The organism is Micromonospora sp. NPDC051006 (genome assembly GCF_044456245.1).
Classification (GTDB): Bacteria; Actinomycetota; Actinomycetes; order Mycobacteriales; family Micromonosporaceae; genus Micromonospora.
Genome location: NZ_JBITFP010000006.1, coordinates 200118 through 221629 on the forward strand (window position 1 = coordinate 200118; position 21512 = coordinate 221629).

Annotated in this window: 23 protein-coding genes; 12 read left to right on the forward strand and 11 right to left on the reverse strand. The window is 74.7% G+C overall.

Translation table 11 applies throughout. The annotated features are described in order from the left end of the window. Window positions 1-22: 22 nt before the first annotated feature. Window positions 23-859, reverse strand: coding sequence for an undecaprenyl-diphosphate phosphatase (locus ACIBBA_RS13365; RefSeq protein WP_350876498.1), 837 nt, complete (start codon window positions 857-859; stop codon window positions 23-25). After that, window positions 856-1908 carry an LLM class F420-dependent oxidoreductase gene (locus ACIBBA_RS13370; RefSeq protein WP_350876500.1) on the reverse strand — a complete coding sequence of 351 codons (1053 nt, stop codon included), beginning with the start codon at window positions 1906-1908 and terminating at the stop codon, window positions 856-858. The genes ACIBBA_RS13365 and ACIBBA_RS13370 overlap by 4 nt, the downstream gene beginning before the upstream one ends. Window positions 1909-2098: 190 nt before the next feature. On the opposite strand from ACIBBA_RS13370, the gene ACIBBA_RS13375 reads away from it, so the two are divergent. Continuing rightward, window positions 2099-3070 carry an aldo/keto reductase gene (locus tag ACIBBA_RS13375; RefSeq protein ID WP_396696871.1) on the forward strand — a complete coding sequence of 324 codons (972 nt, stop codon included), beginning with the start codon at window positions 2099-2101 and terminating at the stop codon, window positions 3068-3070. Window positions 3071-3103: 33 nt separating this feature from the next. On the opposite strand, the gene ACIBBA_RS13380 is transcribed toward ACIBBA_RS13375, so the two are convergent. From ACIBBA_RS13380 to ACIBBA_RS13390, 3 genes are read right to left on the reverse strand one after another with little or no spacing between them, the layout of a single operon-like run. Then, window positions 3104-4012 carry a hypothetical protein gene (locus ACIBBA_RS13380; protein ID WP_396696873.1) on the reverse strand — a complete coding sequence of 303 codons (909 nt, stop codon included), beginning with the start codon at window positions 4010-4012 and terminating at the stop codon, window positions 3104-3106. Window positions 4013-4031: 19 nt separating this feature from the next. Then, on the reverse strand, window positions 4032-5093 hold the full coding sequence (locus tag ACIBBA_RS13385; protein ID WP_396696875.1) for a WXG100 family type VII secretion target: 1062 nt from the start codon (window positions 5091-5093) through the stop codon (window positions 4032-4034). Further along, a complete protein-coding gene (locus ACIBBA_RS13390; protein WP_350876508.1) occupies window positions 5090-5422 on the reverse strand; it encodes a hypothetical protein in 333 nt (110 codons plus the stop codon). The genes ACIBBA_RS13385 and ACIBBA_RS13390 overlap by 4 nt, the downstream gene beginning before the upstream one ends. 93 nt (window positions 5423-5515) lie before the next feature. Between ACIBBA_RS13390 and ACIBBA_RS13395 the strand changes: the two genes are divergently transcribed. The 3 genes from ACIBBA_RS13395 to ACIBBA_RS13405 all read left to right on the forward strand — a co-directional run bounded on the left by ACIBBA_RS13395 (window position 5516) and on the right by ACIBBA_RS13405 (window position 7163). Next, on the forward strand, window positions 5516-5935 hold the full coding sequence (locus tag ACIBBA_RS13395; RefSeq protein ID WP_350876510.1) for a YbaB/EbfC family nucleoid-associated protein: 420 nt from the start codon (window positions 5516-5518) through the stop codon (window positions 5933-5935). Then, on the forward strand, window positions 5932-6873 hold the full coding sequence (locus ACIBBA_RS13400; protein ID WP_396696877.1) for an SseB family protein: 942 nt from the start codon (window positions 5932-5934) through the stop codon (window positions 6871-6873). Before ACIBBA_RS13395 ends, ACIBBA_RS13400 begins: the two co-directional genes overlap by 4 nt. Before the next feature lie 98 nt (window positions 6874-6971). Further along, window positions 6972-7163, forward strand: a complete 192-nt coding sequence (locus ACIBBA_RS13405; protein ID WP_039906151.1) for a DUF5703 family protein — start codon at window positions 6972-6974, stop codon at window positions 7161-7163. An 87-nt stretch (window positions 7164-7250) separates the two neighbouring features. Here the strand turns inward: ACIBBA_RS13405 and ACIBBA_RS13410 are convergent, their stop codons facing one another. Together ACIBBA_RS13410 and ACIBBA_RS13415 are read right to left on the reverse strand one after the other, a co-directional pair. Continuing rightward, window positions 7251-7904 carry a hypothetical protein gene (locus ACIBBA_RS13410; protein ID WP_396696880.1) on the reverse strand — a complete coding sequence of 218 codons (654 nt, stop codon included), beginning with the start codon at window positions 7902-7904 and terminating at the stop codon, window positions 7251-7253. A gap of 59 nt (window positions 7905-7963) precedes the next feature. Then, window positions 7964-9292 carry a M20/M25/M40 family metallo-hydrolase gene (locus tag ACIBBA_RS13415; protein WP_396696882.1) on the reverse strand — a complete coding sequence of 443 codons (1329 nt, stop codon included), beginning with the start codon at window positions 9290-9292 and terminating at the stop codon, window positions 7964-7966. A gap of 139 nt (window positions 9293-9431) precedes the next feature. Between ACIBBA_RS13415 and ACIBBA_RS13420 the strand changes: the two genes are divergently transcribed. The 3 genes from ACIBBA_RS13420 to ACIBBA_RS13430 all read left to right on the forward strand — a co-directional run bounded on the left by ACIBBA_RS13420 (window position 9432) and on the right by ACIBBA_RS13430 (window position 11413). Further along, window positions 9432-10031, forward strand: a complete 600-nt coding sequence (locus ACIBBA_RS13420; protein ID WP_396696884.1) for a hemerythrin domain-containing protein — start codon at window positions 9432-9434, stop codon at window positions 10029-10031. 109 nt (window positions 10032-10140) lie between these two features. Beyond that, the gene (locus ACIBBA_RS13425) at window positions 10141-11148 is read left to right on the forward strand and encodes a LysR family transcriptional regulator (protein WP_350876522.1); all 1008 of its coding nucleotides are present in this window, start codon (window positions 10141-10143) and stop codon (window positions 11146-11148) included. Window positions 11149-11167: 19 nt separating this feature from the next. Then, the gene (locus ACIBBA_RS13430; RefSeq protein ID WP_396696886.1) at window positions 11168-11413 is read left to right on the forward strand and encodes a hypothetical protein; all 246 of its coding nucleotides are present in this window, start codon (window positions 11168-11170) and stop codon (window positions 11411-11413) included. A 124-nt stretch (window positions 11414-11537) separates the two neighbouring features. On the opposite strand, the gene ACIBBA_RS13435 is transcribed toward ACIBBA_RS13430, so the two are convergent. From ACIBBA_RS13435 to ACIBBA_RS13445, 3 genes are read right to left on the reverse strand one after another with little or no spacing between them, the layout of a single operon-like run. Next, on the reverse strand, window positions 11538-11888 hold the full coding sequence (locus ACIBBA_RS13435; RefSeq protein WP_396696888.1) for a DUF3140 domain-containing protein: 351 nt from the start codon (window positions 11886-11888) through the stop codon (window positions 11538-11540). After that, on the reverse strand, window positions 11888-12088 hold the full coding sequence (locus tag ACIBBA_RS13440) for a hypothetical protein (RefSeq protein ID WP_350876527.1): 201 nt from the start codon (window positions 12086-12088) through the stop codon (window positions 11888-11890). Before ACIBBA_RS13440 ends, ACIBBA_RS13435 begins: the two co-directional genes overlap by 1 nt. Continuing rightward, the gene (locus ACIBBA_RS13445) at window positions 12085-14640 is read right to left on the reverse strand and encodes an ATP-dependent Clp protease ATP-binding subunit (protein WP_396696891.1); all 2556 of its coding nucleotides are present in this window, start codon (window positions 14638-14640) and stop codon (window positions 12085-12087) included. The genes ACIBBA_RS13440 and ACIBBA_RS13445 overlap by 4 nt, the downstream gene beginning before the upstream one ends. Before the next feature lie 175 nt (window positions 14641-14815). On the opposite strand from ACIBBA_RS13445, the gene ACIBBA_RS13450 reads away from it, so the two are divergent. The 5 genes from ACIBBA_RS13450 (at window position 14816) to ACIBBA_RS13470 (ending at window position 20091) form a co-directional block, all read left to right on the forward strand. Continuing rightward, window positions 14816-15226 carry a hypothetical protein gene (locus ACIBBA_RS13450; protein ID WP_396696893.1) on the forward strand — a complete coding sequence of 137 codons (411 nt, stop codon included), beginning with the start codon at window positions 14816-14818 and terminating at the stop codon, window positions 15224-15226. 150 nt (window positions 15227-15376) lie between these two features. After that, window positions 15377-15637: a hypothetical protein gene (locus ACIBBA_RS13455; RefSeq protein ID WP_350876533.1), complete on the forward strand. Its 261-nt coding sequence runs from the start codon at window positions 15377-15379 to the stop codon at window positions 15635-15637. Between the two features lie 8 nt (window positions 15638-15645). Further along, window positions 15646-16767: a hypothetical protein gene (locus ACIBBA_RS13460; protein ID WP_396696895.1), complete on the forward strand. Its 1122-nt coding sequence runs from the start codon at window positions 15646-15648 to the stop codon at window positions 16765-16767. Beyond that, a complete protein-coding gene (locus tag ACIBBA_RS13465) occupies window positions 16760-19429 on the forward strand; it encodes an FtsK/SpoIIIE domain-containing protein (protein ID WP_396696897.1) in 2670 nt (889 codons plus the stop codon). The genes ACIBBA_RS13460 and ACIBBA_RS13465 overlap by 8 nt, the downstream gene beginning before the upstream one ends. Next, window positions 19426-20091 carry a hypothetical protein gene (locus tag ACIBBA_RS13470; protein ID WP_396696899.1) on the forward strand — a complete coding sequence of 222 codons (666 nt, stop codon included), beginning with the start codon at window positions 19426-19428 and terminating at the stop codon, window positions 20089-20091. The genes ACIBBA_RS13465 and ACIBBA_RS13470 overlap by 4 nt, the downstream gene beginning before the upstream one ends. Before the next feature lie 145 nt (window positions 20092-20236). On the opposite strand, the gene ACIBBA_RS13475 is transcribed toward ACIBBA_RS13470, so the two are convergent. Next, window positions 20237-21511 (reverse strand): cupin domain-containing protein, encoded by a 1275-nt coding sequence (locus ACIBBA_RS13475; RefSeq protein WP_396696901.1) that lies wholly within the window; start codon window positions 21509-21511, stop codon window positions 20237-20239. Window position 21512: the final 1 nt, after the last annotated feature.

Below are 21512 nucleotides of genomic sequence, written 5' to 3' on the forward strand. Positions count from 1 at the left end.
CCAGCGGCGTGTTCGCAGCCGGTCAGGTGGCGGAGATCGTGCCGGTCATCAGTAAGGCGAGGACCAGAGTGCCCAGCGCCACCCGGTAGAGCACGAAGACGTACAGGGTGTGGTGGGCGACGTAGCGCAGCAGCCAGGCGATGGCCGCGTACCCGATGCCGAACGCGATGAGCGTGGCCACGATCAGCATGGCGACGGTCGGGGCCGCGGTGCCCGGCGCGGACGGCTCGAAGACGTCACCGAGGCTGAACACCCCGGAGAGCACCACCGCCGGGATGGCCAGCAGGAACGAGTACCGGGCCGCCGCCTCCCGGGTCAGGTTGAGCAGCAGTCCGGCGGTGAGCGTGCCGCCGGACCGGGACACCCCGGGCACCAGCGCCATGGCCTGGGCGAAGCCCATCACCACGCCGTCGCGCATCCGGAAGTTCTCCAGGGTGCGGGTCTGCCGACCCCAGTACTCGGCGAAGGCCAGCACGAAGGCGAAGACGATCAGCGTGGTGGCCACCAGCCAGAGGTTGCGCCCGGCGGTCTTGATCTGGTCCTTGAACAGGAAGCCGAACGCGCCGATCGGGATGGTGCCGACGATGACGTACCAGCCCATCCGGTAGTCCAGGCTGGAGCGCACCGAACGGTCGCGCAGCCCGAGCAGCCAGGTACGGGTGATCCGCCAGATGTCCTTGGCGAAGTAGATGAGCACCGCCGCCTCGGTGCCCAGTTGGGTCACCGCGGTGAACGACGCGCCGGCGTCGCGGCCGAAGAAGATCGCCGACGTGATCCGCAGGTGCCCGGACGAGCTGACCGGCAGGAATTCCGTGAGCCCCTGGACGATGCCCAGGACGATGGCCTCGACCCAGGTCACTCGCCGACTCCGGAGAGCTCCAGCGCCTCGGCGACGGTACGCAGCGTCTGCACGCCGCTGTCCCGGTCCGCCACGAACAGGGTCACCGACAGCGTGGTGACGCCGGCGGCGGCGTACTCCCGCATCCGCTCGGCGATGCGCTCCTTCGGGCCGAGCAGCGAGGTGCGGTCGATGAACTCCATCGGCACCGCGGCGGCCGCGTCGCGTTGCCGCTTGGCCAGGTAGAGGTCCTGGACCTCCTTGGCGGCGTCGCCGTAGCCCATCCGGGTGGCCAGCTGGTTGTAGAAGTTCTGCTGCCGGCTGCCCATCCCGCCGACGTAGAGCGCGGCGTACCAGCGGACCAGCTCGGCGCAGGTGGCCACGTCGTCGCCGACCACCACCGGCACCGAGGGCACCACGTCGAAGCCGGCCAGCTCCTTGCCGGCCCGGGCCCGCCCGGCGCGGACCGCGTCGAGCTGCTCCTGGGCGAACTCCGGGGCGTAGAAGACGGCCAGCCAGCCGTCGGCGATCTCGCCGGCCAGCTCGAGGTTCTTCGGGCCGACCGCGGCCAGGTAGATCGGGATGTGCTCGCGGGGCGGGTGGAAGCCCAACCGCAGCGCCTTGCCCGGCCCGTCGGGCAGCGGCAGGGTGTAGAACTCGCCGTCGTACGCGACCTCCTTGCGGGCGATCGCGAGCTTCACGATGTCCACGAACTCGCGGGTGCGCGCGAGCGGCTTGCCGAAGCGCACACCGTGCCAGCCTTCGGAGACCTGCGGGCCGGAGACGCCCAGGCCGAGCCGGAACCGGCCGCCGGAGAGGGCGTCGATGGTCGCCGCCGTCATCGCGGTCATCGCCGGAGTGCGGCCGGGGATCTGCATCACCGCGCTGCCCACGTCGATCCGCTCGGTCTGGCCGGCCATCCAGGCGAGCATGCTGGGCGAGTCGGAGCCGTACGCCTCCGCCGCCCACACCACCGAGTAGCCGAGCCGATCCGCCTCCTGGGCCAGGGCCAGGTGGTCCGCCGGCGTGCTCCACGCTGTCTGGTATCCGAGGCTGAGCCCGAGTCGCACTGGTCCTCCCCCATCCGCACCACAGGTCGCATCAGGTTACGCAATGCGGGCGGTCGGCTCGATCACCGGCTCACCCGCAAGGCCGCGAGGTGCGGTTCCGGCAGCCGGGCGGCAGGAACACCGGCAGAAGCCGAGCAACATGACGGGAGCGAGGATATCGGTTGCGGCAGGTTCGAAATAAGGTTCACCCATGCAACAGCGACCGCTCGGCCGAAGCGGGCTGGCGGTTTCGCGGCTCGCGCTCGGCACCATGACCTGGGGCCGGGACACCGACGCCGACGATGCGGCCGCCCAGCTGAAGAGTTACCTCGACGCGGGCGGCAACCTGATCGACACGGCCGACGTCTACGGAGACGGTGACGCCGAGTCGGTGATCGGGTCGCTGCTCGGCAGCCTGGTCCCCCGCGACGAGCTGCTCATCGCCACCAAGGCGGGGCTGCGGCCGGGCAGCGGCCGACGCCGGGACGGCTCCCGGGGGCACCTGCTGCGGACGCTGGACGCGTCCCTGCGCCGGCTCGGCACCGACCACGTCGACCTGTTCCAGGTGCACGGCTACGACCCGGACACTCCGCTGGAGGAGACGCTGGCCGCGCTGGACCACGCGGTGGCCAGCGGTCGGGTCCGCTACGTCGGGGTGTCGAACTTCTCCGGCTGGCAGACCGCCCGTGCGGCGGCCTGGCAGACCGCGTGGCCGGGCCGGGCGCCGGTGGTGGCCGCGCAGGTCGAGTACTCGTTGCTGGAGCGCGGCGTGGAGCGGGAGGTGCTGCCCGCCTGCGACGCGCTCGGGCTGGGCGTGCTGCCGTGGTCGCCGCTCGGTCGGGGGGTGCTCACCGGCAAGTACCGGCACGGCCGCCCGGCGGACTCCCGGGCCGCCTCGCCGCACTTCGAGCGGTTCGTCGCCACCTACCTGGAGCCCCGCTGCTCCAGCATCGTGGAGGCGGTGGCCACCGCCGCCGGTGGGCTCGGCGTCTCGCCGACGGAGGTGGCGCTGGCCTGGATCCGGGACCGGCCCGGGGTGACCGCGCCGATCCTGGGCGCCCGCACGGTCGGTCAGCTGCTCGGTGCGCTCCAGGTGGAGCGGATGACGCTGCCCGAGGAGATCACCACCGCCCTGGACGACGTGTCGTCGGTGCCGGTCGGCTACCCCGAACGCGACAGCTGACCCCGCCGGGCGCCGCCGGAGCGCTCGGCCGGGTCAGGGCGTCGGCCGCTGCCCGGGGAGCTCGCGGATCGCGGTCAGGAAGCGGGACTGGTCGTCGCGCAGCGCCGGGTTGACGATGCGGATCCACGACCCGTCGTCGAAGAAGATGGTGGACGGGAACTGCACCAGCCCCGCCGTGCCGCGCTCCGAGTCGACCCGGAGCACCCGGCTGCGGTGCACGCTCCACAGCACCCGCGGCTGGCGCCGGTCGGGTCGGCCCTCGTCGGGCCGGCGCCCCATCCGCAGCAGGTGCAGGTGGGTGTCGGTCACCGCCAGCGGCGTGCCGCTGTAGCGCTCCAGGAAGAGCAGCAGGCTGCCGGCGAGGGTGGCCAGGTCGCCGCTGAAGACGTAGCGGCGGCGGTAGGCGATCTCGGCGAGCTGGTCGGCCAGCGGGCGGTACCGGCTGAGCCGGAAGAGCGCCCGGAACGCCTCCTGCTCCTCGGTCAGCGGCAACGGCTCCCGCTGTACCGGCTGGTGCGGCGGGCCAGACTGCGGCGGCGCCTCCTCGGGCAGCCCGACGGCGAGGGCGGCGGCCTTGCCGGGCAGCAGCAGCACCCCGGCGGCCAGCCGCACCGGCGTCATCACCGCGTCCACCCAGACCACCGGGTTGACGATGTTGAGCAGCCCGAACAGCGCCCGGGGATCGAGCGCCTCGGCCATCTCGTCGGCCATCCGGTCGGCCAGCTGGCTGCCCGCCCGGTGGTTCTCGGGCGCCCGGACCGGGGCCAGCCCGACGTAGCGCAGCTCCTGCCCGCTCAGCAGCGGCGCGACGAGGGCGCGCTCGGGCTCGTCGCTGGTGCGGAACTCGTCGCGCAGCTCGCGGGCCTTGTCGCGGGCCGCGCGGGCGCCGCCCCGCACCGCGTCGGCGAACCGACCGAGCCGACCCCGTTCCCCTGACGTCACGCGCTACCTCCTCGACGGGCTACCGGCCCGCAGGCTGTTCGGCCGGCGGCTGCCCGAAGACATTCTGGTCGATCCAGTCGGCGCCGTCCTGCACCTTCTCGCCGATCTGGTCGCTGACCAGGTCCGCGCCCGGCACGGAGAGGCCGGAGGTGAGCGCGACGGTGCCCCAGGTGACGCCGTGCACGACGGAGTTCGGCACGTTCCACGGCAGGTTGGTGGCCCAGTCGCGGGCGATCACCCGAGCGCCGTCGGTGAGGCCGTGCGCCCGCAGCGCGCCGGCCCGGTCGAGGGTGCTCATGTCGAACGGCGAGCCCGACTTGCCCAGCTTGTAGGTGCCCTTCGCCGGGTCGGTGACCTTGTGGTACCACTTGTCGGCCTTGCCGGCGGCGCGCCGCTTGTCGGCGTACTTCGCGCCCTTGCGCAGCGCCTTCTGCTTGTCGACCAGCTTGTCGAGGTGGCTGCGCAGCTTGCGCAGGTAGACCAGCACCCGCTGGAGCAGCCTGATCACCTTCTGCAGGTGGGTGGCGAGCGGGCGGATGACCTTCAGCGCCCGGGTCACCGCGATCATGCCCCGGGTCACCGCCAGCCCCACGCCGGCGGCCCAGGAGGCCCCGGCGGTGAACGGCGCCATGAGCAGCGCGGTCACCAGCGTGACCAGCAGGAAGTTCACGAACTCGACGCAGAGGTCGACGAGCACGTCGTGCACCATCTGCAGGCCGTCGGCGACGCCGCGCAGGTATTCGGCGGTCGCGGTGAACTGCGCGGCAAGGTCGAGCAGCTGCTGCTCCACCTCGGCGAGCCGCTGGCCGTACGCCTCACCGGCGGGCGAGCGCCACCCGGACTGCGCGGCCAGCCGGACGCCGCGGTGCCCCTGCGCCAGGTCGCGCACCTGCGCGGCCAGCGCGTCCCACTCCGCTGCCTTGGCGCGCAGGGCGGCGGGCTCGCCGTCGACCATGTCGACGAGCTGGATGAGCGGCCAGGCGAGGGTGCGGCAGACGCTGTCGACCGCGTCCTGCACCCCGGAGAGCGCGTTGTCGAGGCCGTTCCACAGCTGGACGGCGCTGCCGGCGGGCCCGCTCATCCGGGCATCCTCGACTGGATGGCCTTGAAGCCGGCGTCGATGTCCTGCTCGTTGAGCTCGTACATCTGCACCGTGTCGCCGAGCGCGAGGGCGACCCGCTGGAACGCGTCGTGCGCGGAGCGGAACAGCTCCTGGCCGCCGGTGACCTGCTCGGCGTACTTGTCGCGCAGCATGTCGCTGGCGAACGGCAGGTGGCCGAAGGCGCCCGACGGCACGTCGCCGGCGGAGGCGATCTGGCTCTCCAACGCGGCAAGCGAGCTGGCGACCTGCTTGGCGGCTGTCTCCAGACGACGCACCGCGTGCACGTCGACCTCGATGTCAGGCGGCATGCCGTTCCTCCCCCGTGTGTCCGGCGCACCGACGATACGATTCATCGGCCACCGGGCACCACCCCGGTGCCACTGTCCACGGGGGAGGATCTCATGGCTGACCCGCTGTCCGCGTTCGACGCGCTCGCCGGGCGGATCGCCGACATCGAACGGCGCTTCGCCGGCCTTCGCGACGACCTGACCGAACTGTCCGCCACCGCGACCGACGAGAGCGGCCTGGTCTCCGTGACCGTCGACGCGACCGGCGTGCTCACCGGCCTGAGCTTCGCGCCGAGCGCGCTGCGCGCCGGCACCGAGGGGCTGGCGGAGCTGGTGCTCGAGGCGTACGGCAAGGCCCGCTCGGTCGCCGCCGAGCAGGTCGAGGAGCGCACCGAAGGGCTGGACGCCCAGCTCGGCGCCGGGCTGGGCGAGCTGTTCGGCACGCCCGGCGACTTCTCCGCGATGGGCCGCCTGGAGGAGACCATCGGCCGGCTCGGGCGCCTCGACGGCCGCCTGCCCGGCTCGCCGGCATGACCCCACCGACCTGGCCGGAGATCACCGCGCGGCTGCGTGACACCCTCGCCCGCTGTGCCCGGGACACCGACCTGGAGCTCTCCGCCGGTCCGCGCGGGATACGGCTGCTGGTGCGCCGCGAGGTGGTCCGGGTGCTCTGCCCGGGCTACGACGAGGCACGCCTGGCCGCGCTCGGCTGGCGCCGCCCGATCGACGAGGCCGGCTGGTGGTACGAGACGACGCGCAGCCCGGAGCGGCTGGACTGGCTCAGCGCGTTCGTCACCCGTACCGCGGCCGAGGTGCTGACCGCCGACCCGGGCGCGCTCTCCTGCCGACCCGTGCCGCCCGTCGGCCACCCCTCGCCACCGCCGGTGTCCGCTCCCCGCGCGGCGGCCGAGACCGGCCCGACCCCGGCGACGGCGTCCGCCCCGACATCGCCCACCCTGACCGGCCCGGCCACCGGTTCCTCGGCAACGCCGCCCGCCGCGACGGGCCCGGCCACCGGGTCCGTGGCGATGGCGCCCGCCCCGACGGGCCCGACCTCCGGGTCCGTGGTGGCGGCGCCCGCCCCGACGGGTCCGGCGGGCGAACCGGCGGTCGCGCGGCTGCTCGCCGCGGCCGCCGAGCGGCAGGACCTGCCCGGCTATCTCGGGGTGCTGGCCGGCGCCACGGTCTGCGTCCCGCTCGCCGGGGAACCGTCGCCGGAGGACGACTTCCCCTGGACGGTGGTCGGCGACGCCACCGGCGCCCCGCTGCTGCCGGTCTTCACCTCCCCGCAGGCGCTGGCCGCCTTCGCCGGGGACGGTGTGCCGTTCGTCGCGCTGCCCTGCGCCGAGCTGCTCGCGGACTGGCCGGACGCCTCCTGGGGGCTGGCGGTGGACCCGGGCAGCGCCCGGGCGGTCGCGCTGGCCGCGCCGACGCTGACCGCCCTGCTCGCCGCGAACCCGCCACCCGAGTAGGGCACCGGCGACCAGGGTGGCAGGAACCACCCGGGTGGCGGTGTCGGTCACCCCGCTCGGGGTGGCGAACGGCCGTTGGGCTGGGCAGCATAGGGCTCATGGACTACGAATACGCGCCGCTGCGGCTCCCGCCGAACGTCGACCGGCTGACCGCCGCGGCGCAGCTGGCGATCCAGGCGGAGTTCTCCGGTTGGGAGTTGGCCCGGGTGCGGCTGTTCCGGGACGGAACGCGGCAGGTGATGCTGCGCCGTCGGCGGGTCAACCAGCCGCAGCCTGGCCTGTCGTACTGACGAGGCCCGCCCCGGGGCGTACGCCCGGGGGCCACGCCCGCGCCCCGGGGCCGTGCCGCGCACGGCCGGGCCCCGGGGCGTCACCGCCTAGTGGGCGTGGTCGTGCTCCTCGTCCAGGTCGAGGAACGGGTGCTCGTCGAGCCGGCCGACCAGGCGGTCGTCCGCGGCCGGCTGGAACGGCCCGACCGGGTCGTCGTCGTCGAACGACTCCAGGTCGACCGGGGTGCCGACCTCGCTGACCATGACCACCCCGTCGAGCGGCTCCAGCTCCGGGATGTCGAGCGCGCCGAGCGAGCCGTCGCCGTTCTGCAGCAGCTCCAGCACCGCCTCACCGACGCCCTCCACGGGCGCCGGCTCGTCGTCCTCGGGGGTGCCCTCGCGGCGGGCGACCTCGGCGACCCGGATCAGCGCGGAGACGCTGGGCACCCGGTAGTCGCGACGTTGCCGGACCGAGATCACCCGCGGGTGCGGGTCGCCGGCCTCAGCGCCCTCCGCCCCGCCGAAGCGCTCGTCGGCCTCGTCCGGGTCGATCGAGTCCACGTCCCAGGGGGTGACCTCGCCGAAGGCGTCCAGGAGTTGCTCGTCGTAGGCGTAGGACGCGTTGTTCAACGCCACGTACGCCTGCCACACGTCGTCGTCGTCGATGCGGCCCTGGGCGGCGCGTACGGCGGCCAGGTGGCGGCGAGCCGCGTCGATCACCCGCTCGAGGGCGGCGTCCAGCTCACCGTGCTGGTCGGTCATGGGAGGGTGTCCCTTCACGATGGGGAGGTTGCGTGCCGGATGTGGCTACCGGACACGGGCTAGCAGGTGCGGAGGAACCGGTCGAGAACCCGCACGCCGAACTGTAGTCCGTCGACCGGAACCCGCTCGTCGATGCCGTGGAACAGGGCGGAGAAGTTCAGGTCGGCGGGCAGCCGCAGCGGCGCGAACCCGAAGCAGCGGATGCCGAGTTGGGAGAAGGCCTTGGCGTCGGTGCCGCCGGAGAGCATGTACGGCACCGGGCGGGCGCCCGGGTCCTCGGCGCGCAGCGCGGCCGACATCGCCTCGACCAGGTCGCCGTCGAAGGTCGTCTCCAGCGCCGGCTGGCGCTGGATGTACTCGATCGCGATGTCCGGCCCGATCAGCTCGCGCAGCTGCTGCTCGAGCAGCTCGGACTGCCCGGGCAGGCTGCGGCAGTCGATGGTGGCGGTGGCCCGCCCGGGGATGACGTTGTCCTTGTAGCCGGCGGTCAGCCGGGTCGGGTTGGCGGTGTTGCGGATCGTCGCGCCGATGATGTTGGCGATCGGGCCGAGCTTGGCGATCGCGGTCTCCGGGTCCTCCGGGTCGAGCTCGACGCCGAGCAGGTCGGAAACCTCCTCGAGGAAGGCCCGCACGGTCGGGGTGACCACTACCGGGAAGCGGTGCCGGCCGATGCGGGCCACCGCCTCGGCCAGCGCGGTGACCGCGTTGTCGTCATGCACCATCGAGCCGTGCCCCGGGCGGCCCTTGGCGTGCAGCCGCAGCCAGTCCAGCCCCTTCTCGGCGGTCTCGATCAGGTAGAGCCGCTGGGAGTCGTTGATCGAGTAGGAGAAGCCGCCCACCTCGCCGATCGCCTCGGTGCAGCCGTCGAAGAGGTCGCGGTGCCGCTCGGCCAGGAAGTGCGCGCCGTAGTCGCTGCCGGCCTCCTCGTCAGCGGTGTACGCGAGCACGATGTCGCGCTGCGGGCGCACCCCGGTGCGCTGCCAGTGCCGCAGCACGGCCAGCACCATCGCGTCGAAGTCCTTCATGTCGATCGCGCCCCGGCCCCAGAGGTAGCCGTCGCGGATCTCGCCGGAGAACGGGTGCACCGACCACTCGTCGGCGTCGGCCGGCACCACATCCAGGTGGCCGTGCACCAGCAGCGCGCCCCGGCCGGGATCGGTGCCGGCGATCCGGGCGACCACGTTGGCGCGGCCCGGTGCGGACTCGTGGATCTCGGCCGTGACGCCCACCTCGGCGAGCTTCTCCGCCACGTACTCGGCCGCGCGGCGTTCACCGGCGCTGGTGTCGTTGTCGCCGGTGTTGGTGGTGTCGATCCGCAGCAGGTCACGGCAGAGGTCGACGACCTCGTCGGTCGGTTCGGGTCGGGCGGAGGCGGGGTCGGTCGTCATCGCTTCTTCATACCAGCAGCGGTGTCCGGGCAGGTCGCCCCGGCCCGCTTCGCGGTTTCGCGGCGCGCCGTCGGGGGTACCGCGCCGGGCGACCGTACGTTCCCCCGTCCCGCACCGCCCGCCAGCCGAGGAGGGCACCATGACCGTTCCCCTGCCGCCGTTGCCGCCCGCGCCTGACGAGGGCTACCGGCCCGGTGGTCGCAGCATCGCCGACATCGTCGACTCGGAGCACCGGCAGCTGCTGGAGCTGCTCGGGCAGCTGACCGGGCCCGGCACCACCCCGCAGGAGGGCCTGCCGGTGCTGACCGCCGTGCTGTCGCGGCACCTCTCCGCCGAGGAGCAGTACCTGCTGCCGGCGGTGCGGGCGGCGGCACCCGAGGCGGTCGAGCGGGTCGAGAAGGAGATCGACGCCGACGCCGCCCTGCTGACCGCGTTGAAGGCGCTCGGCGACGACGGGCTCGACGAGGTGGCCGAGCGGGTCCGTCGGCACGTCGAGGGGGTGGGCGCGCTGGTCGCGGCACTGCGCGCGGTGGCCACCGAGGAGGAGCTGATCCGGCTGGGCAACCGGCTGGAGATCGCCGAGGAGGCGGCGCCGACCCGGCCGCACCCGGCGACCCCGGCCACCCCGCCGTGGAACCGGATCGTGGAACCGGCGGTCGGGGTGGTGGACAAGGTCCGGGACGTGGTGACGGGGCGGCCCACGTACCTGGCCGACCTGCCGGAGCCGCCGCGCGGCTGACGTCGGCGCCCGGGCGGGCGGTGGCACCGCCCGCCCGGCGCCGGTCATCCATCGTCACCGATCCGTCCGGGCCCTTCCGCAGCACCGGGTGGGGTCCTACCGTCACCGTATGAACCTGGAGCTGCGACACCTGCGGGTCGTCTGCGCGATCGCCGAGACGGGCAGCGTGACCAAGGCGGCATCGACGCTCGGCCTCGCCCAGCCGGCGCTCACCGCCCAGCTCCAGCGCATCGAACGGACACTCGGCGGCCCGCTGTTCGAGCGGGACCGGCGCGGCGCCCGGCCGACCGCGCTCGGCGAGCTGGTGCTCGCCCGGGCCCGGGTGCTGCTGCCGGCGATGAAGGGGCTGCAGGACGAGGCGGCGCGGCTGGCCGGGGCTGGGGACACGCCCCGGCGCTACCGGTTCGGCGGGGTGAACAGCCCCATCCTCGGCCGGCTGGTGCACCGGCTCGCCGCCGAGCAGCCGCAGGCGCAGATCACCACCTACGCCTCGTGGTCCGTGGACGAGCTGGCGCAGCTGGTCGTCGGGGGGCGGCTGGACTTCGTGCTCACCGGGGTCTGCGGCGACTCCAGTCCGTCGGCCGAGTTCGGGCTCAGCTGGCGGGAGGTGGCGGTCGACCCGGTGCTGGTGCTGCTGCCGGAGAGCCATCCGATGGCCGACCGGGAGGAGGTTCACCTGGTCGACCTGCGTCACGAGCAGTGGGTGGCGGCGCCGGGTGACGGCTGCTTCGGCGACTGCTTCGCCGCGGCCTGCGCCCGCGCCGGCTTCACCCCGCGCAAGGTGTACGAGACCGACGTGCGCGGCTGCGTCGACCTGGTGGACGCCGGCGAGGCGATCGCGCTCTGCCAGGCCACCTTCCGTCCGGTCACCGGACTGGTCACCCGGCGGCTGGCCGGGGTGCCGCTGCGCTGGCGGCTGATGTTCGGCTGGCACCCGGACTCCCCCGCCGGCCCGGTCGCCGAGCTGGTGCTGGAGACGGCGAAAGCGGCGTACACCGATTCGCTCGTCCCGCACCCGGGCTACCTGGCCTGGCTGACCCGCAACCCCGGCTTCGGGGTCCGCCGGCCGACGGCGGCCGGCCCGGTCGCCGGGGCCGGTGGGGTGCGAACCGCCTGACGACGGGTATCACGGCCACATGACCGACCTGTATCCCGCTGCCGACGACCGCGAGCTGCTGCGCCGGGCGGCCGCCGCACACACCGCCGCCGCCCAGGACGTGGAGTCCTTCCTGCGCCGGCTGCCGCAGGTGCCCGGGGCGGCGGACATCACCGAGTACGCCAACCTGATCACCCGGGAGGAGCAGCAGCGCGCCGACCGGGAGGCGGCCGCGGACGCTGCCGGCCTGACCCTCGGCAGCCTTGAGTCCGACCAGGGCACCTGACCGCACCCCACCCCGCGTTGATCATGAAGTTGTTGTCACGACACGTCGGGCGCCGTGACAACAACTTCATGATCGACGCGCGGCGGGCGCGGGGCCGGTGCGGCCCGCGCGGCCGGCTCGGGTGTCAGCGTTCGACCAGGACGTCGTGGCCTAGGTCGAGCAGGGAGTGGCGCCACTCGTCGTCGGCGTTGCCGCGTGACGGCTTGGCGTCCATCAGGGACTGGATCCGGTCGATAGCGTCCCGCATCACCTCGATGTCCTCCGGGGTGAGGTCCACCTTCCGCTTGCGCAGCACCGCCAGGATCTGCCGACCCGGCTCGGGCAGGCCCAGATCCGGGTCCGCGCCGAACGACTCCTCGCCGGAGCCGCGGGTCAGCAGCCACTGACGCAACTGCTCGGACGGGACGTTGACCTGGGCGTGAAAGTCATCCCAGAGCACCGCAACCTCGGGTTCGAGCCGCTGCTCGCGTACCATCAGGCCTCCTCTTCCGGTGGCGGCCCGGACGCCTCCGGGTCCTCCTCGTCCTTCTTCCGGCTCAGCCCCTCCGCCGGCATCCGCACGCGGGCGGGGTTGGCCGTCGGGCGGGCCTGGATCGGCTCGGGGTGCTCGTCCTCCTGGGTGGACTCCGCCGGTTCCCGGGGCTTCTCGGGCTCGGGCGCCTGCGTCCGGCTCATCGCGGGTGCGTCGTGGTGGCGGCGGTGTAGCCGCGTTCCCCCGCCCCCACCTGGAAGGTCAGCGCCCCCTCGCTGACGTCCACGGTCACCCGCTGGCTCGGGGAGATCTCCGACTCCAACAGCATCCGGGACAACCGGTTGTCCACCTCGCGCTGGATCACCCGGCGCAGCGGGCGGGCGCCGAACTCCGGCTGGTAGCCGTGCTCGGCGAGCCAGTCGATGGCCGCCGTGGTGACCTCCACCTGGATGTCCTGGGCGTGCAGCCGGCGTCGGGTCTCCTCCAGCATCAGCTCGGTGATCTGGCGCAGCTGCTCGGCCTCCAGCCGACGGAAGATGATCACCTCGTCGATGCGGTTGAGGAACTCCGGCCGGAAGTTCTCCTGCAGCCGGCGCATCAGCCGCTCGCGCAACTCGTCGCTCTCCTGGGCGCTGCCGGGCTCGCCGGCGCCGAAGCCGACCGAGCGCTGGGTACCGGTGATCAACTCGGAACCCAGGTTGCTGGTCATGATCAGGACGGTGTTCTTGAAGTTCACCGTCCGGCCCTGGCTGTCGGTGAGCCGGCCGTCGTCGAGCACCTGAAGCAGGATGTTGAACACGTCGGGGTGCGCCTTCTCGATCTCGTCCAGCAGCACCACCGCGTACGGGCGGCGGCGCACCGCCTCGGTGAGCTGACCGGCCTCCTCGTAGCCGACGTACCCGGGTGGCGCCCCGACCAGCCGGCTGACCGTGTGCCGCTCCTGGAACTCGCTCATGTCCACCCGGACCATCCGGTCCGCCTCGCCGAAGAGCGCGTCGGCCAGGGCCCGGGCCAGCTCCGTCTTGCCCACACCGGTCGGGCCGAGGAAGAGGAAGCTGCCCATCGGCCGCTCGGGGTCGGCGAGCCCGGCCCGGGAGCGCCGGACCGCCTCGGCGACCGCGGTCACGGCGTCGTCCTGCCCGACCACCCGCTCGTGCAGGTGCCCCTCCAGGCGCAGCAGCCGGTCGCGCTCCTCCTCGGTGAGCTGGGCGACGGGGATGCCGGTGGCCCGGGAGACCACCTCGGCGATCTCCTCCTGACCGACCTCGGGGACCTGCGAGGTGTCGCCGTCCTCGCCGTGCGCCCGACGTACCTGCTCCTCCAACTCGCCGATCCGGTCGCGCAGCGTCGACGCCCGCTCGTACTGCTCGTCGGCGACCGCCTGCTCCTTGTCCCGACGGACGTCGTCGAGCTGCCGCTCCAGGTCGCGCACGTCGGCAGCCGGGGTTCGGGTACGCAACCGGACCCGGGCGCCGGCCTGGTCGATCAGGTCGATCGCCTTGTCCGGCAGGAACCGGTCGGTAACGTACCGGTCGGAGAGCTCGGCCGCGGCCACCAGCGCCTCGTCGGTGAAGCGCACCTGGTGGTGCGCCTCGTACCGGTCGCGCAGCCCGCGCAGGATGGCGATGGTGTCGTCGACGCTGGGCTCGGGCACCAGCACCGGCTGGAACCGGCGGGCCAGGGCGGCGTCCTTCTCGATGCTCTTGCGGTACTCGTCCAGCGTGGTCGCGCCGATCACCCGCAGCTCACCACGGGCCAGCGCCGGCTTGAGCATGTTGCTCGCGTCCATGCCGCCCTCGCTGCCGGCCCCGCCCGCCCCGACCAGGGTGTGGATCTCGTCCAGGAAGATGATCAGCTCTTCCCGGTGCGCCCGGATCTCGTCGATCACCTTCTTGAGCCGCTCCTCGAAGTCGCCGCGGTAGCGGGTGCCGGCCACCAGGCCGGCCAGGTCGAGCTGGACCACCCGCTTGCCGAGCAGGGTCTGCGGCACGTCGCCGTCGCAGATCCGCTCGGCCAGCCCCTCCACGATGGCGGTCTTGCCGACGCCGGCCTCGCCGATCAGCACCGGGTTGTTCTTGGTACGGCGGGAGAGGATCTCCACCGCCTGCTCGATCTCGTCGGCCCGGCCGATCACCGGGTCGATCTGGTCGTTTCGGGCCAGGTCGGTGAGGTCCTGGCCGTACTGGTCGAGGGTCGGGGTGCCGCGGTCCGGCCTCGGCCCGGTCATCGGGCCGCGCTCGGCGTTGGCGGCCTGCAACGACTCCGGCTGGATTCGCCCGGCGGCGAGCATCCGCCCGGCCGGCGACTCCGGGTTCAGCGGCAGCGCCATCAGGATGTGCTCGGGGCCGATGTAGTTCGCGCCCATCGCGCGGGAGAGCTGATGGGCGTCGAGCAGGGCCCGCTTCGCCGCCGGGGTGAGCGACAGGTTCGGCGGCACCTCGCCACGGGGGGCGCCGTCCCCCCGCCCGCCGAGCGCGTTGAGCAGCGTGTCCGGGTCGGCGCCGGCCCGCCGGACCAGGTCGCGCAGCGGTTCACGTTGCAGCGCCGCCCAGAGCAGATGGTCGGTGTCCAGGTCGCTGCTCTGCCGCTGCGCCGCGCGCCGGGCGGCGTCGGCCAGCATCTCCCGCGCGTCGGCGGTCATCAGCCGGGTGATGTCGACCCGGTGCGCCGGTCGGCGCCCACCCTCACCCCGGCCGAAGTACCGGGCCAGGAACTCGTCCCACGGGTCGGAGCCGAACTCGCCGGGTCCCATCATGTCTCCTCCGCAGTTGCGAGCGGCACGGTCGGCAGGGGCTACCCGGCGGTCGGCGCGACAAACGCCGCGCGGCGCAGGGCACCGGCGCGGAACCGGACCCTCGTCCGGCCCGTCGCGACCCGCCGGGATAGCCCAGCAGCGGGCGTACCGGCGGTCGCGGTGGCAGGCTGAGGTGATGGACGTACCGCCGCTGTTGATCGTGGACGCCGCGAACGTGGTCGGATCCCGCCCGAACGGGTGGTGGCGGGACCGGGCCGGAGCGACCGCCCGGCTGCGCGACTCGCTGACCGGGGTGGCCGCCGCCGGGCTGCCACCGCAGCTGCCGCCTCCGCTCGAGGTGGTGCTCGTGGTCGAGGGCGCGGCCCGGGACGTGCCGGCCGTGCCGGGGGTCGAGGTGGTCGCGGCCCCGGGCTCCGGCGACGACGCCATGGTCGAGCTGGTCGGCGCGGCGCCGGAGCGGCGCCGGGTGGTCGTCACCGCCGACCGTGAGCTGCGCGAACGCGTCACCGCCCGGGGCGCCGAGGTGTACGGCCCGCGCTGGCTGCGTGACGCGATGACCGGCCCGGACGCCACTGCGCGCAGCTGAGCGGCCCCGACCTCCGGTCCCGCCAATCGGACTCCCGGCGCTTCGTGGTGACAAGCGGTCAGCGAGGCAGGAACACTGACAGGGCGGATGTTCTCCCGCGCCCCGAATAGGCTCTAATGAAGGCCTCCCCGCCCCCAGGAGGTACCCCCCGTGGCGAGCGTCGCCGAGCTCAAGGCAGCCATCGACGTTGCACTGCAACAGATCGGCGACGGCCAGAGCGCCGTCCAGGCAGCCGGTGAGAGGTTGGCCGAGGCGCAGCAGACACTCGCCGGCGCGCTCGAGGGCAGCGGCCACGAGACGGTCGAGGCGGCCCAGGCGTCGCTGACCCAGGCCAGCCAGGAGCTGGAGGAGTGCCTCGCCGCCACCCTGGTCGCGGTCGAGCAGGCGCAGCTCTACGTCGCGGCCCTGTAGGGCCCGCCGTGTCCATTGTCGAGGATGTCGGCGCGCAGGTCCGCGCCGCCGCCGAGGAGCTGCCGCTCGACCTGCTCGGCCAGGCGCTGGAGAAGTTCGGGCTGGCCAGCGAGCGGCTGCGCTGGGTGCGGCAGGAATCGGCCAACCCGATGGGGGTGCCGGAGCTCTCCGCCGCGACCGAGCACGCCGAGACGGCCGGCTACGCGCTACGGCTGGCCCAGGAGCAGCTCGCGGCCTACCTCACCGCGCTCGGGCTGGCCGGCGGGGGCGGGCCGGCGGCGGCCCGGCCGCAGGAGCCCGAACCGCGGCACGACGCGCCCCGCGACGCCGCTCCCGTCGCCGTAGCGGCCGAACCGGCCGAACAGGTGCGGCTACGTCGCTGGTGGTCGGTGCGGGTGGCCGAGCTGACCGGCGGGCCGGAGGGCGCCGACGAGCCGGACGAGCGGATCGGCGACTCCGCGGAGCTGCTGCGCCGGGTGGTCCGCGGGGTACGCGCCGGGGACCGTGACCGGCTCCGTACCGAGCTGCGCCGGGCGCACGCCGACGTCGGGCTGGGGCTGGCCGCGCTCGCCCCGCCGCTGCTCCGCGACCTGGCCGGCGAGCTGCTCGGGCACCCGCCCCGGGCCGACGACCTGGGCCGGCTGCGCGGCGAGTTGGACGGCCGGGTGCGTGACCTGCTGCCCGGGCTGCCGGTGCCGGTGCTCGACACCCTGCTGACCCGGGTCTGCCGGATGCCCCCACCACGACGCTCCGGGGAGCCGCCGCACGCCGCGGACTCCGCGGTGAGCGCCGGGGTGCTGACCGGTGTGCTGCTGGCCCGCCTCGGCCGGGACCTCCCCGCCGACGCCGGCCGGTCGAGCACGGCGGACGCGGGCCGGGCCGACGCGGGCGGCACCACGCCGGGACGCACGGGCGAACGGCGCCCGCCGGCCGGTCAGGACGCCACCAGCGCGGGCCGGACGCCACCGCGCGGGCCCGCTGCCCGCCCGTCGGGACGCACCGGCGCCGCACCCGGTGCGGCGGCGAGCGTGCGGTCGTGGCCGGGTGAGCCGGCCGGGACCGGCGACCGGGTGCCGCCGCGCTCGGGTCCGTGGCACGACGCGCCCCGACGTCGGGGCTCCGATGGCTGACCGGCGCGCCCAGCTGGTCACCCGGGTCCGGGAAACCCTCGCCGAGGCGCTCGGCGCGAGCCGGACCCGGCTCTCCGCCGCGCAGGCCGAGCTGACCGCCGGGCAGGAACGGCTCGCCCGGGTACGCCGGGCCGCGGCGGCGGTGCCGGAGCGGGTCGGCGCGGAACGGGACCGCCGGCTCGCCGAGATCGACGCCCGGCACGCCGCCCGGATCGCGGAGCTCGCCCGCCGCGCCGCCGACGCCGCGCGGCGGGAGGCGCCGGGCGCGGCCAGCGAGGAGTGGCCAGGGTGGCGGCCCACGCCCGGCGGCCGTGGCGAGCCGCCCGGCGCGCTGCGGGTCGGCGCGGTCCGGATCGCCGGCGCCGAACCGGTGCCGGCGCTGGTGCCCCTGCTCGACGCGGGGCACGTCCACCTCACCGGCGACGACCGGGACGGCGGCGACGCGGTGCTGGCCGCGCTGCTGCTACGCGCGCTGGGCCGGGCCGAACCGGGTGCGGTCCGGCTGATCGGGTACGACCCGGAGCACCTGGGCGGCGGGCTGGCCGGGTTCGCCCCGCTGGGCACCGCTGGGCTGCTCACCTTCGTCGGCCCCGGCGGGCTGGGCCGACTCCTCGACGACCTGGTGGAGCAGATCCGCCGGATCAACGAGACCGTGCTGGCCGGCGAGCACGGCTCGCTGCGCGAGCTGGCCGCGGCGACCGGTCGCCGCCCCGAGCCGTGGCGGGTCGCTGTGCTGCTCGGCGGCGACGAGCTGTCCCGGCACGAGCGGGGACAGCTCGACCGGGTGGTACGCACCGGCGCGGCATGCGGGGTCCACCTAGTCGTCCGGGGCGTGCCGCTGCCCGACGACCCGACGATCACCCGGGTGGTGGCCGAGCCGGACGGCGCGCGCATCGGCGGGCCGCCGGGGCTGCCGGTCCGGCTGGATCCGCCGCCACCGGCGACGCTGGTCACCGAGACGTGCCGGGACGTGGCGGCCCGGGTCAACGCCGGCCCGCCGCCGACCCCCTTCACCGACCTGCTGCCGCCGCCGGAGCAGATGTGGCAGGAGGACTCGTCCACCGCGCTCACCGCCCCGATCGGGGAGGGACCGCACGGCCGGCCGGTGCGGGTGACGCTGGGCGACTACCCGCCGCACGCGCTGATCGGTGGCCCGTCCGGGACCGGCAAGACCAACCTGATCTTCGCGTGGATCGGGGCCCTGGCCGCCCGCTACTCCCCCGCCGAGCTGGAGTTCTATCTGCTGGACTTCAAGGAGGGGGTCTCCTTCGCCCGGTTCGCGCAGGGCCGACGGGATCCGAGCTGGCTGCCACACATGCGGCTGGTCGGCATCAACGTCAACACCGACCGGGAGTTCGGGCTGGCGTTGCTGCGCTTTCTCGCCGAGGAGCTGCGCCGGCGGGCCGACGCGGCCAAGAAGCACGAGGTCACCAAGTTGGCCGAGCTGCGCGCGGTGGACCCGACCGGGCGCTGGCCGCGGATCGTCGCGGTCGTCGACGAGTTCCAGATGCTGCTCGCCGGCCGGGACGTGGTCGCCCGGGAGGCCGCCGACCTGCTGGAGGACCTGGCCCGCCGCGGCCGCTCGCAGGGCATCCACCTGGTGCTCGCCTCCCAGGACGTGCGGGGCATCGAGGCGCTGTGGGGGCGGCCCGCCCTGGTCGCCCAGTTCACCCTGCGCATCGCGTTGCCGAAGGCACTGCGGATCCTGGCCGAGCGCAACGACGCGGCCCAGTCGCTGCCGCGGTGGCACGCCGTGGTCAACGCCGAGTCGGGGCTGCCCGAGGGGAACGAGGTGGCCAGGATCCCGTCGGCCAGCGACTGGGAGACCTGGAGCGGCCTGCAGCACCGGCTGTGGCGGATGCGTCCGCAGGACGCCGCGCCGGCCCGGCTATTCGACGGTGATGCCATCCCCCGGCTGGCCGACGCCCCGGACTTCCGCGCGCTGCGGCCGGCTGACGGGACGCAGCGGGGACCGGTCGCGCTGCTCGGCGAGATCATCGACGTGCAGGCCCGCTCGGCGGCGCTGCGGCTGCCCCGGGCGCCGGGGCGCAACCTGGCGGTGCTCGGCACCCGGGTCGACGAGGCGTGCGCGGTGCTCGACGCGGCGGCCCGGTCGCTCGCGCGCCAGCACCGACCGGGCACCGCCCGGTTCTCCATCGCCTGCCTCGACCCCGACGCCGACCCGGTCGCCCGCGCCCTCTACGAGGACCTCGCCGACGACGCCGCCTGGTACGACGAGGAGACCGTGCCCGAGCTGATGGTCGAGACCGCGGAGGGCCTCACCGCGTCGAGCCACCCGCACTACCTGCTGCTCTTCGCGGTGGACGCGGCGGCCGGCTCGCTGGCCGCGCCGGCCGGGCGGCGCAGCGGGCTGGAGCAGCTGCGCCGGATCCTGCACGACGGGCCGGAGCGGCGGACCCACGTGCTGGCCTGGTGGCGGGGCGTGGCCCGGATGCGCGCCGACCTGGGCGGGCCGGCCGCGCGCACGGACCAGATCGGGGCGTGGGTGGCGCTCGACGCGCACGGCGGGGAGCTGGGCTCCTCGCTCTATCCGGGCACCGGCGGGCCGGACTGGTATCCCCGGCCGTGGCGCGGGCTCTTCTTCGACCGGGCGGTGCACCGCACCGGACAGGTGATCATCCCCTACGGACCGGCCCGATGAACCAACCGGTGACCAGTGAGACGTACGCGGCCCAGGTGCGGCGGCTGGCCGACCTGACCGCCCGGGTGCACGCCCAGCGGGACGAGGCGCGCAGCTGGCACGAGCGGCAGTGCGCCGCCGCGGACCGGGCCGTCGCCGAGGCCGCCGAGCAGGTCCGCGACGCCGAGCGCGAGCTGACCGCCGCGCGTGAGCTGCAAGAGCGGGTGGACGCGGAGGTGGCGCACCTGTGGCAGCAGCTGCGCGCCCGGCTCGGCGCGGCCGGGCGGCGGCTGGCCGGTCCACCCGCGCCGGCGGTCGGCGCCGACGGCGATCCGGTGCTGCTGCTCGCCGGGGTGCGGGAGCTACTGAACCGGACCAGGCAACCGGGTGAACTGCCCGGGTCGGTCAACCCGATGCTCGCGCTCTGCGGGGTGGGCGGGGCCGCCCTGGCCTACGGCCTCGGGGTGGGCGCCCGGGCGGCCGGGGTCGGCTACGGCGGTGACCTGGCCGTCGGGATGCCCGTGCTGGCGCTGGTGGTGACGCTGCTCGGCCCGCTGGTCGGCCTGGTACCGGCCAAGGTGCTGGCCGACCGGCGACACGCCGTGCTCGGCCCACGCCCGATCACCGTGGTGCTGGCGGCCGGGCTGCTGACCACGGCGCTGCTGCTCGTGCTCGGCCGCTGACCCCTGCCGGCCGTCGATCATGCAGTTGTGGTGGGTGACGAAAGGTGCACAAGTGGATGAGGCTGGCACCCCGACTGCATGATCGACGGCGGGCTCGCTCACTGCCGACCGGCAACGGTGTGACGGCGTGACCGGCCGGCATCGCTCAGGCTGGGACGACGGCCGCCTCGCGCAGCAGCCGGCGGGCCAGCACCAGCCGGTCGGCGTCGTCGGGCAGGCCGGGCAGGTCGCCGACGCGGGTGACCGGGCCGGCGAGCAGGGCCCGCACCGCTGGCTCGCACTGCGCGGGCAGGGTGATCGTCCGGTCCGGCAGGCGCAGCGCGACCCGGTCCGAGCCGTCCGGGACGAGCTGCCAGCGCAGCCCTGCTCGCGGGCTCAGGCGGGCGTCGGCGTCCAGGGCGGCCAGCGCCGCCGCCTGGGCGAGCGGGCGGATCGGCGCGGGCCGGGACGCCGGCCAGGCCCGCTGCCGCAGCCGGGCCGCCACCGCGACCGGGTCGGCCCGCAGCAGCCAGTCGCGCAGCGCCTCGACGGTCTCGGTGAGTTCCGGCTCGATGGCGTCCGGGTCGGCGACGTCGGTGCCGAACGGCAGGCTGGCCCGCAGCCGGCGGTCCTCGGCGGCGAGCGCCAGCAACTCCTCCACGAGCGCGTAGCGGGTCAGCGCCCGGATGCCCACGGTCAGGTGCAGCGAACTCGTCTCCTGCGCCTGCGCGCTGTGCAGCCAGCCACGGGGCAGGTAGAGCGCGTCGCCGGGGGCGAGGACCACGTCGAGCGCGGCCGGCCCCTGCGCGGTGGCGGTGATCTCGTCGGCCCGGCCACCCCAGGGCTGCCGCTCCAGCGGGTCGGGCAGCACCGGAGGGTGGATGCGCCAGTGCTTGCGACCGTCCACCTGGAGCACGAACACGTCGTGGGTGTCGTAGTGGGTGGCGAAGCCCTGGTTGCCCGGCGGGGTCAGGTAGGCGTTGACCTGCAACGGCTGGCCGAGCGCCAGGCCCAGGTCGCGGGCGAAGTCGATCAGCGCCGGCCAGGTGCGGTGCAGACCCTGCAGCACCAGGGTCGCCCCGCCCGCGTACTGCTCCAGCACCCGCTCGTCGAGGACCTGGTCGGCGATCTCGGCGCCGGCGCCACCACCGCCGGTCCACCTCCCGGCGGGAACCAGCTCGCCGTCCTTGGCGATCCGCAGGAACGGGGTACGCAGGCCGCGGCGGCTGAGCAGTTCGTCGGCGTCAGCGGGGCTGAACAGGTCGGCGAAACCGGCGGGGTCGGGCAGCTCGTCGGCGCGGGACAACAACGGGGTCTGCCCCCAGTACGCCGCGGCGAACTTCGCCGGCTCGACGCTGACGCAGCGGGCCAGCGCGGCCGCCGCGGGAACGGACGGGACCGCCGGGCGGCCGTGGCCACCCGGCGGGTCGTTGTGCGTCACG

What these genes read in the sequence shown, in the direction of transcription:
- ACIBBA_RS13375 (WP_396696871.1), top strand. Translation starts at nt 2,099, where the DNA reads ATGCAACAGCGACCGCTCGGCCGAAGCGGGCTGGCGGTTTCGCGGCTC.
- ACIBBA_RS13385 (WP_396696875.1), bottom strand. Translation starts at nt 5,093, where the DNA reads ATGAGCGGGCCCGCCGGCAGCGCCGTCCAGCTGTGGAACGGCCTCGAC.
- ACIBBA_RS13390 (WP_350876508.1), bottom strand. Translation starts at nt 5,422, where the DNA reads ATGCCGCCTGACATCGAGGTCGACGTGCACGCGGTGCGTCGTCTGGAG.
- ACIBBA_RS13395 (WP_350876510.1), top strand. Translation starts at nt 5,516, where the DNA reads ATGGCTGACCCGCTGTCCGCGTTCGACGCGCTCGCCGGGCGGATCGCC.
- ACIBBA_RS13400 (WP_396696877.1), top strand. Translation starts at nt 5,932, where the DNA reads ATGACCCCACCGACCTGGCCGGAGATCACCGCGCGGCTGCGTGACACC.
- ACIBBA_RS13405 (WP_039906151.1), top strand. Translation starts at nt 6,972, where the DNA reads ATGGACTACGAATACGCGCCGCTGCGGCTCCCGCCGAACGTCGACCGG.
- ACIBBA_RS13410 (WP_396696880.1), bottom strand. Translation starts at nt 7,904, where the DNA reads ATGACCGACCAGCACGGTGAGCTGGACGCCGCCCTCGAGCGGGTGATC.
- ACIBBA_RS13415 (WP_396696882.1), bottom strand. Translation starts at nt 9,292, where the DNA reads ATGACGACCGACCCCGCCTCCGCCCGACCCGAACCGACCGACGAGGTC.
- ACIBBA_RS13420 (WP_396696884.1), top strand. Translation starts at nt 9,432, where the DNA reads ATGACCGTTCCCCTGCCGCCGTTGCCGCCCGCGCCTGACGAGGGCTAC.
- ACIBBA_RS13425 (WP_350876522.1), top strand. Translation starts at nt 10,141, where the DNA reads ATGAACCTGGAGCTGCGACACCTGCGGGTCGTCTGCGCGATCGCCGAG.
- ACIBBA_RS13430 (WP_396696886.1), top strand. Translation starts at nt 11,168, where the DNA reads ATGACCGACCTGTATCCCGCTGCCGACGACCGCGAGCTGCTGCGCCGG.
- ACIBBA_RS13435 (WP_396696888.1), bottom strand. Translation starts at nt 11,888, where the DNA reads ATGGTACGCGAGCAGCGGCTCGAACCCGAGGTTGCGGTGCTCTGGGAT.
- ACIBBA_RS13440 (WP_350876527.1), bottom strand. Translation starts at nt 12,088, where the DNA reads ATGAGCCGGACGCAGGCGCCCGAGCCCGAGAAGCCCCGGGAACCGGCG.
- ACIBBA_RS13445 (WP_396696891.1), bottom strand. Translation starts at nt 14,640, where the DNA reads ATGATGGGACCCGGCGAGTTCGGCTCCGACCCGTGGGACGAGTTCCTG.
- ACIBBA_RS13450 (WP_396696893.1), top strand. Translation starts at nt 14,816, where the DNA reads ATGGACGTACCGCCGCTGTTGATCGTGGACGCCGCGAACGTGGTCGGA.
- ACIBBA_RS13465 (WP_396696897.1), top strand. Translation starts at nt 16,760, where the DNA reads ATGGCTGACCGGCGCGCCCAGCTGGTCACCCGGGTCCGGGAAACCCTC.
- ACIBBA_RS13470 (WP_396696899.1), top strand. Translation starts at nt 19,426, where the DNA reads ATGAACCAACCGGTGACCAGTGAGACGTACGCGGCCCAGGTGCGGCGG.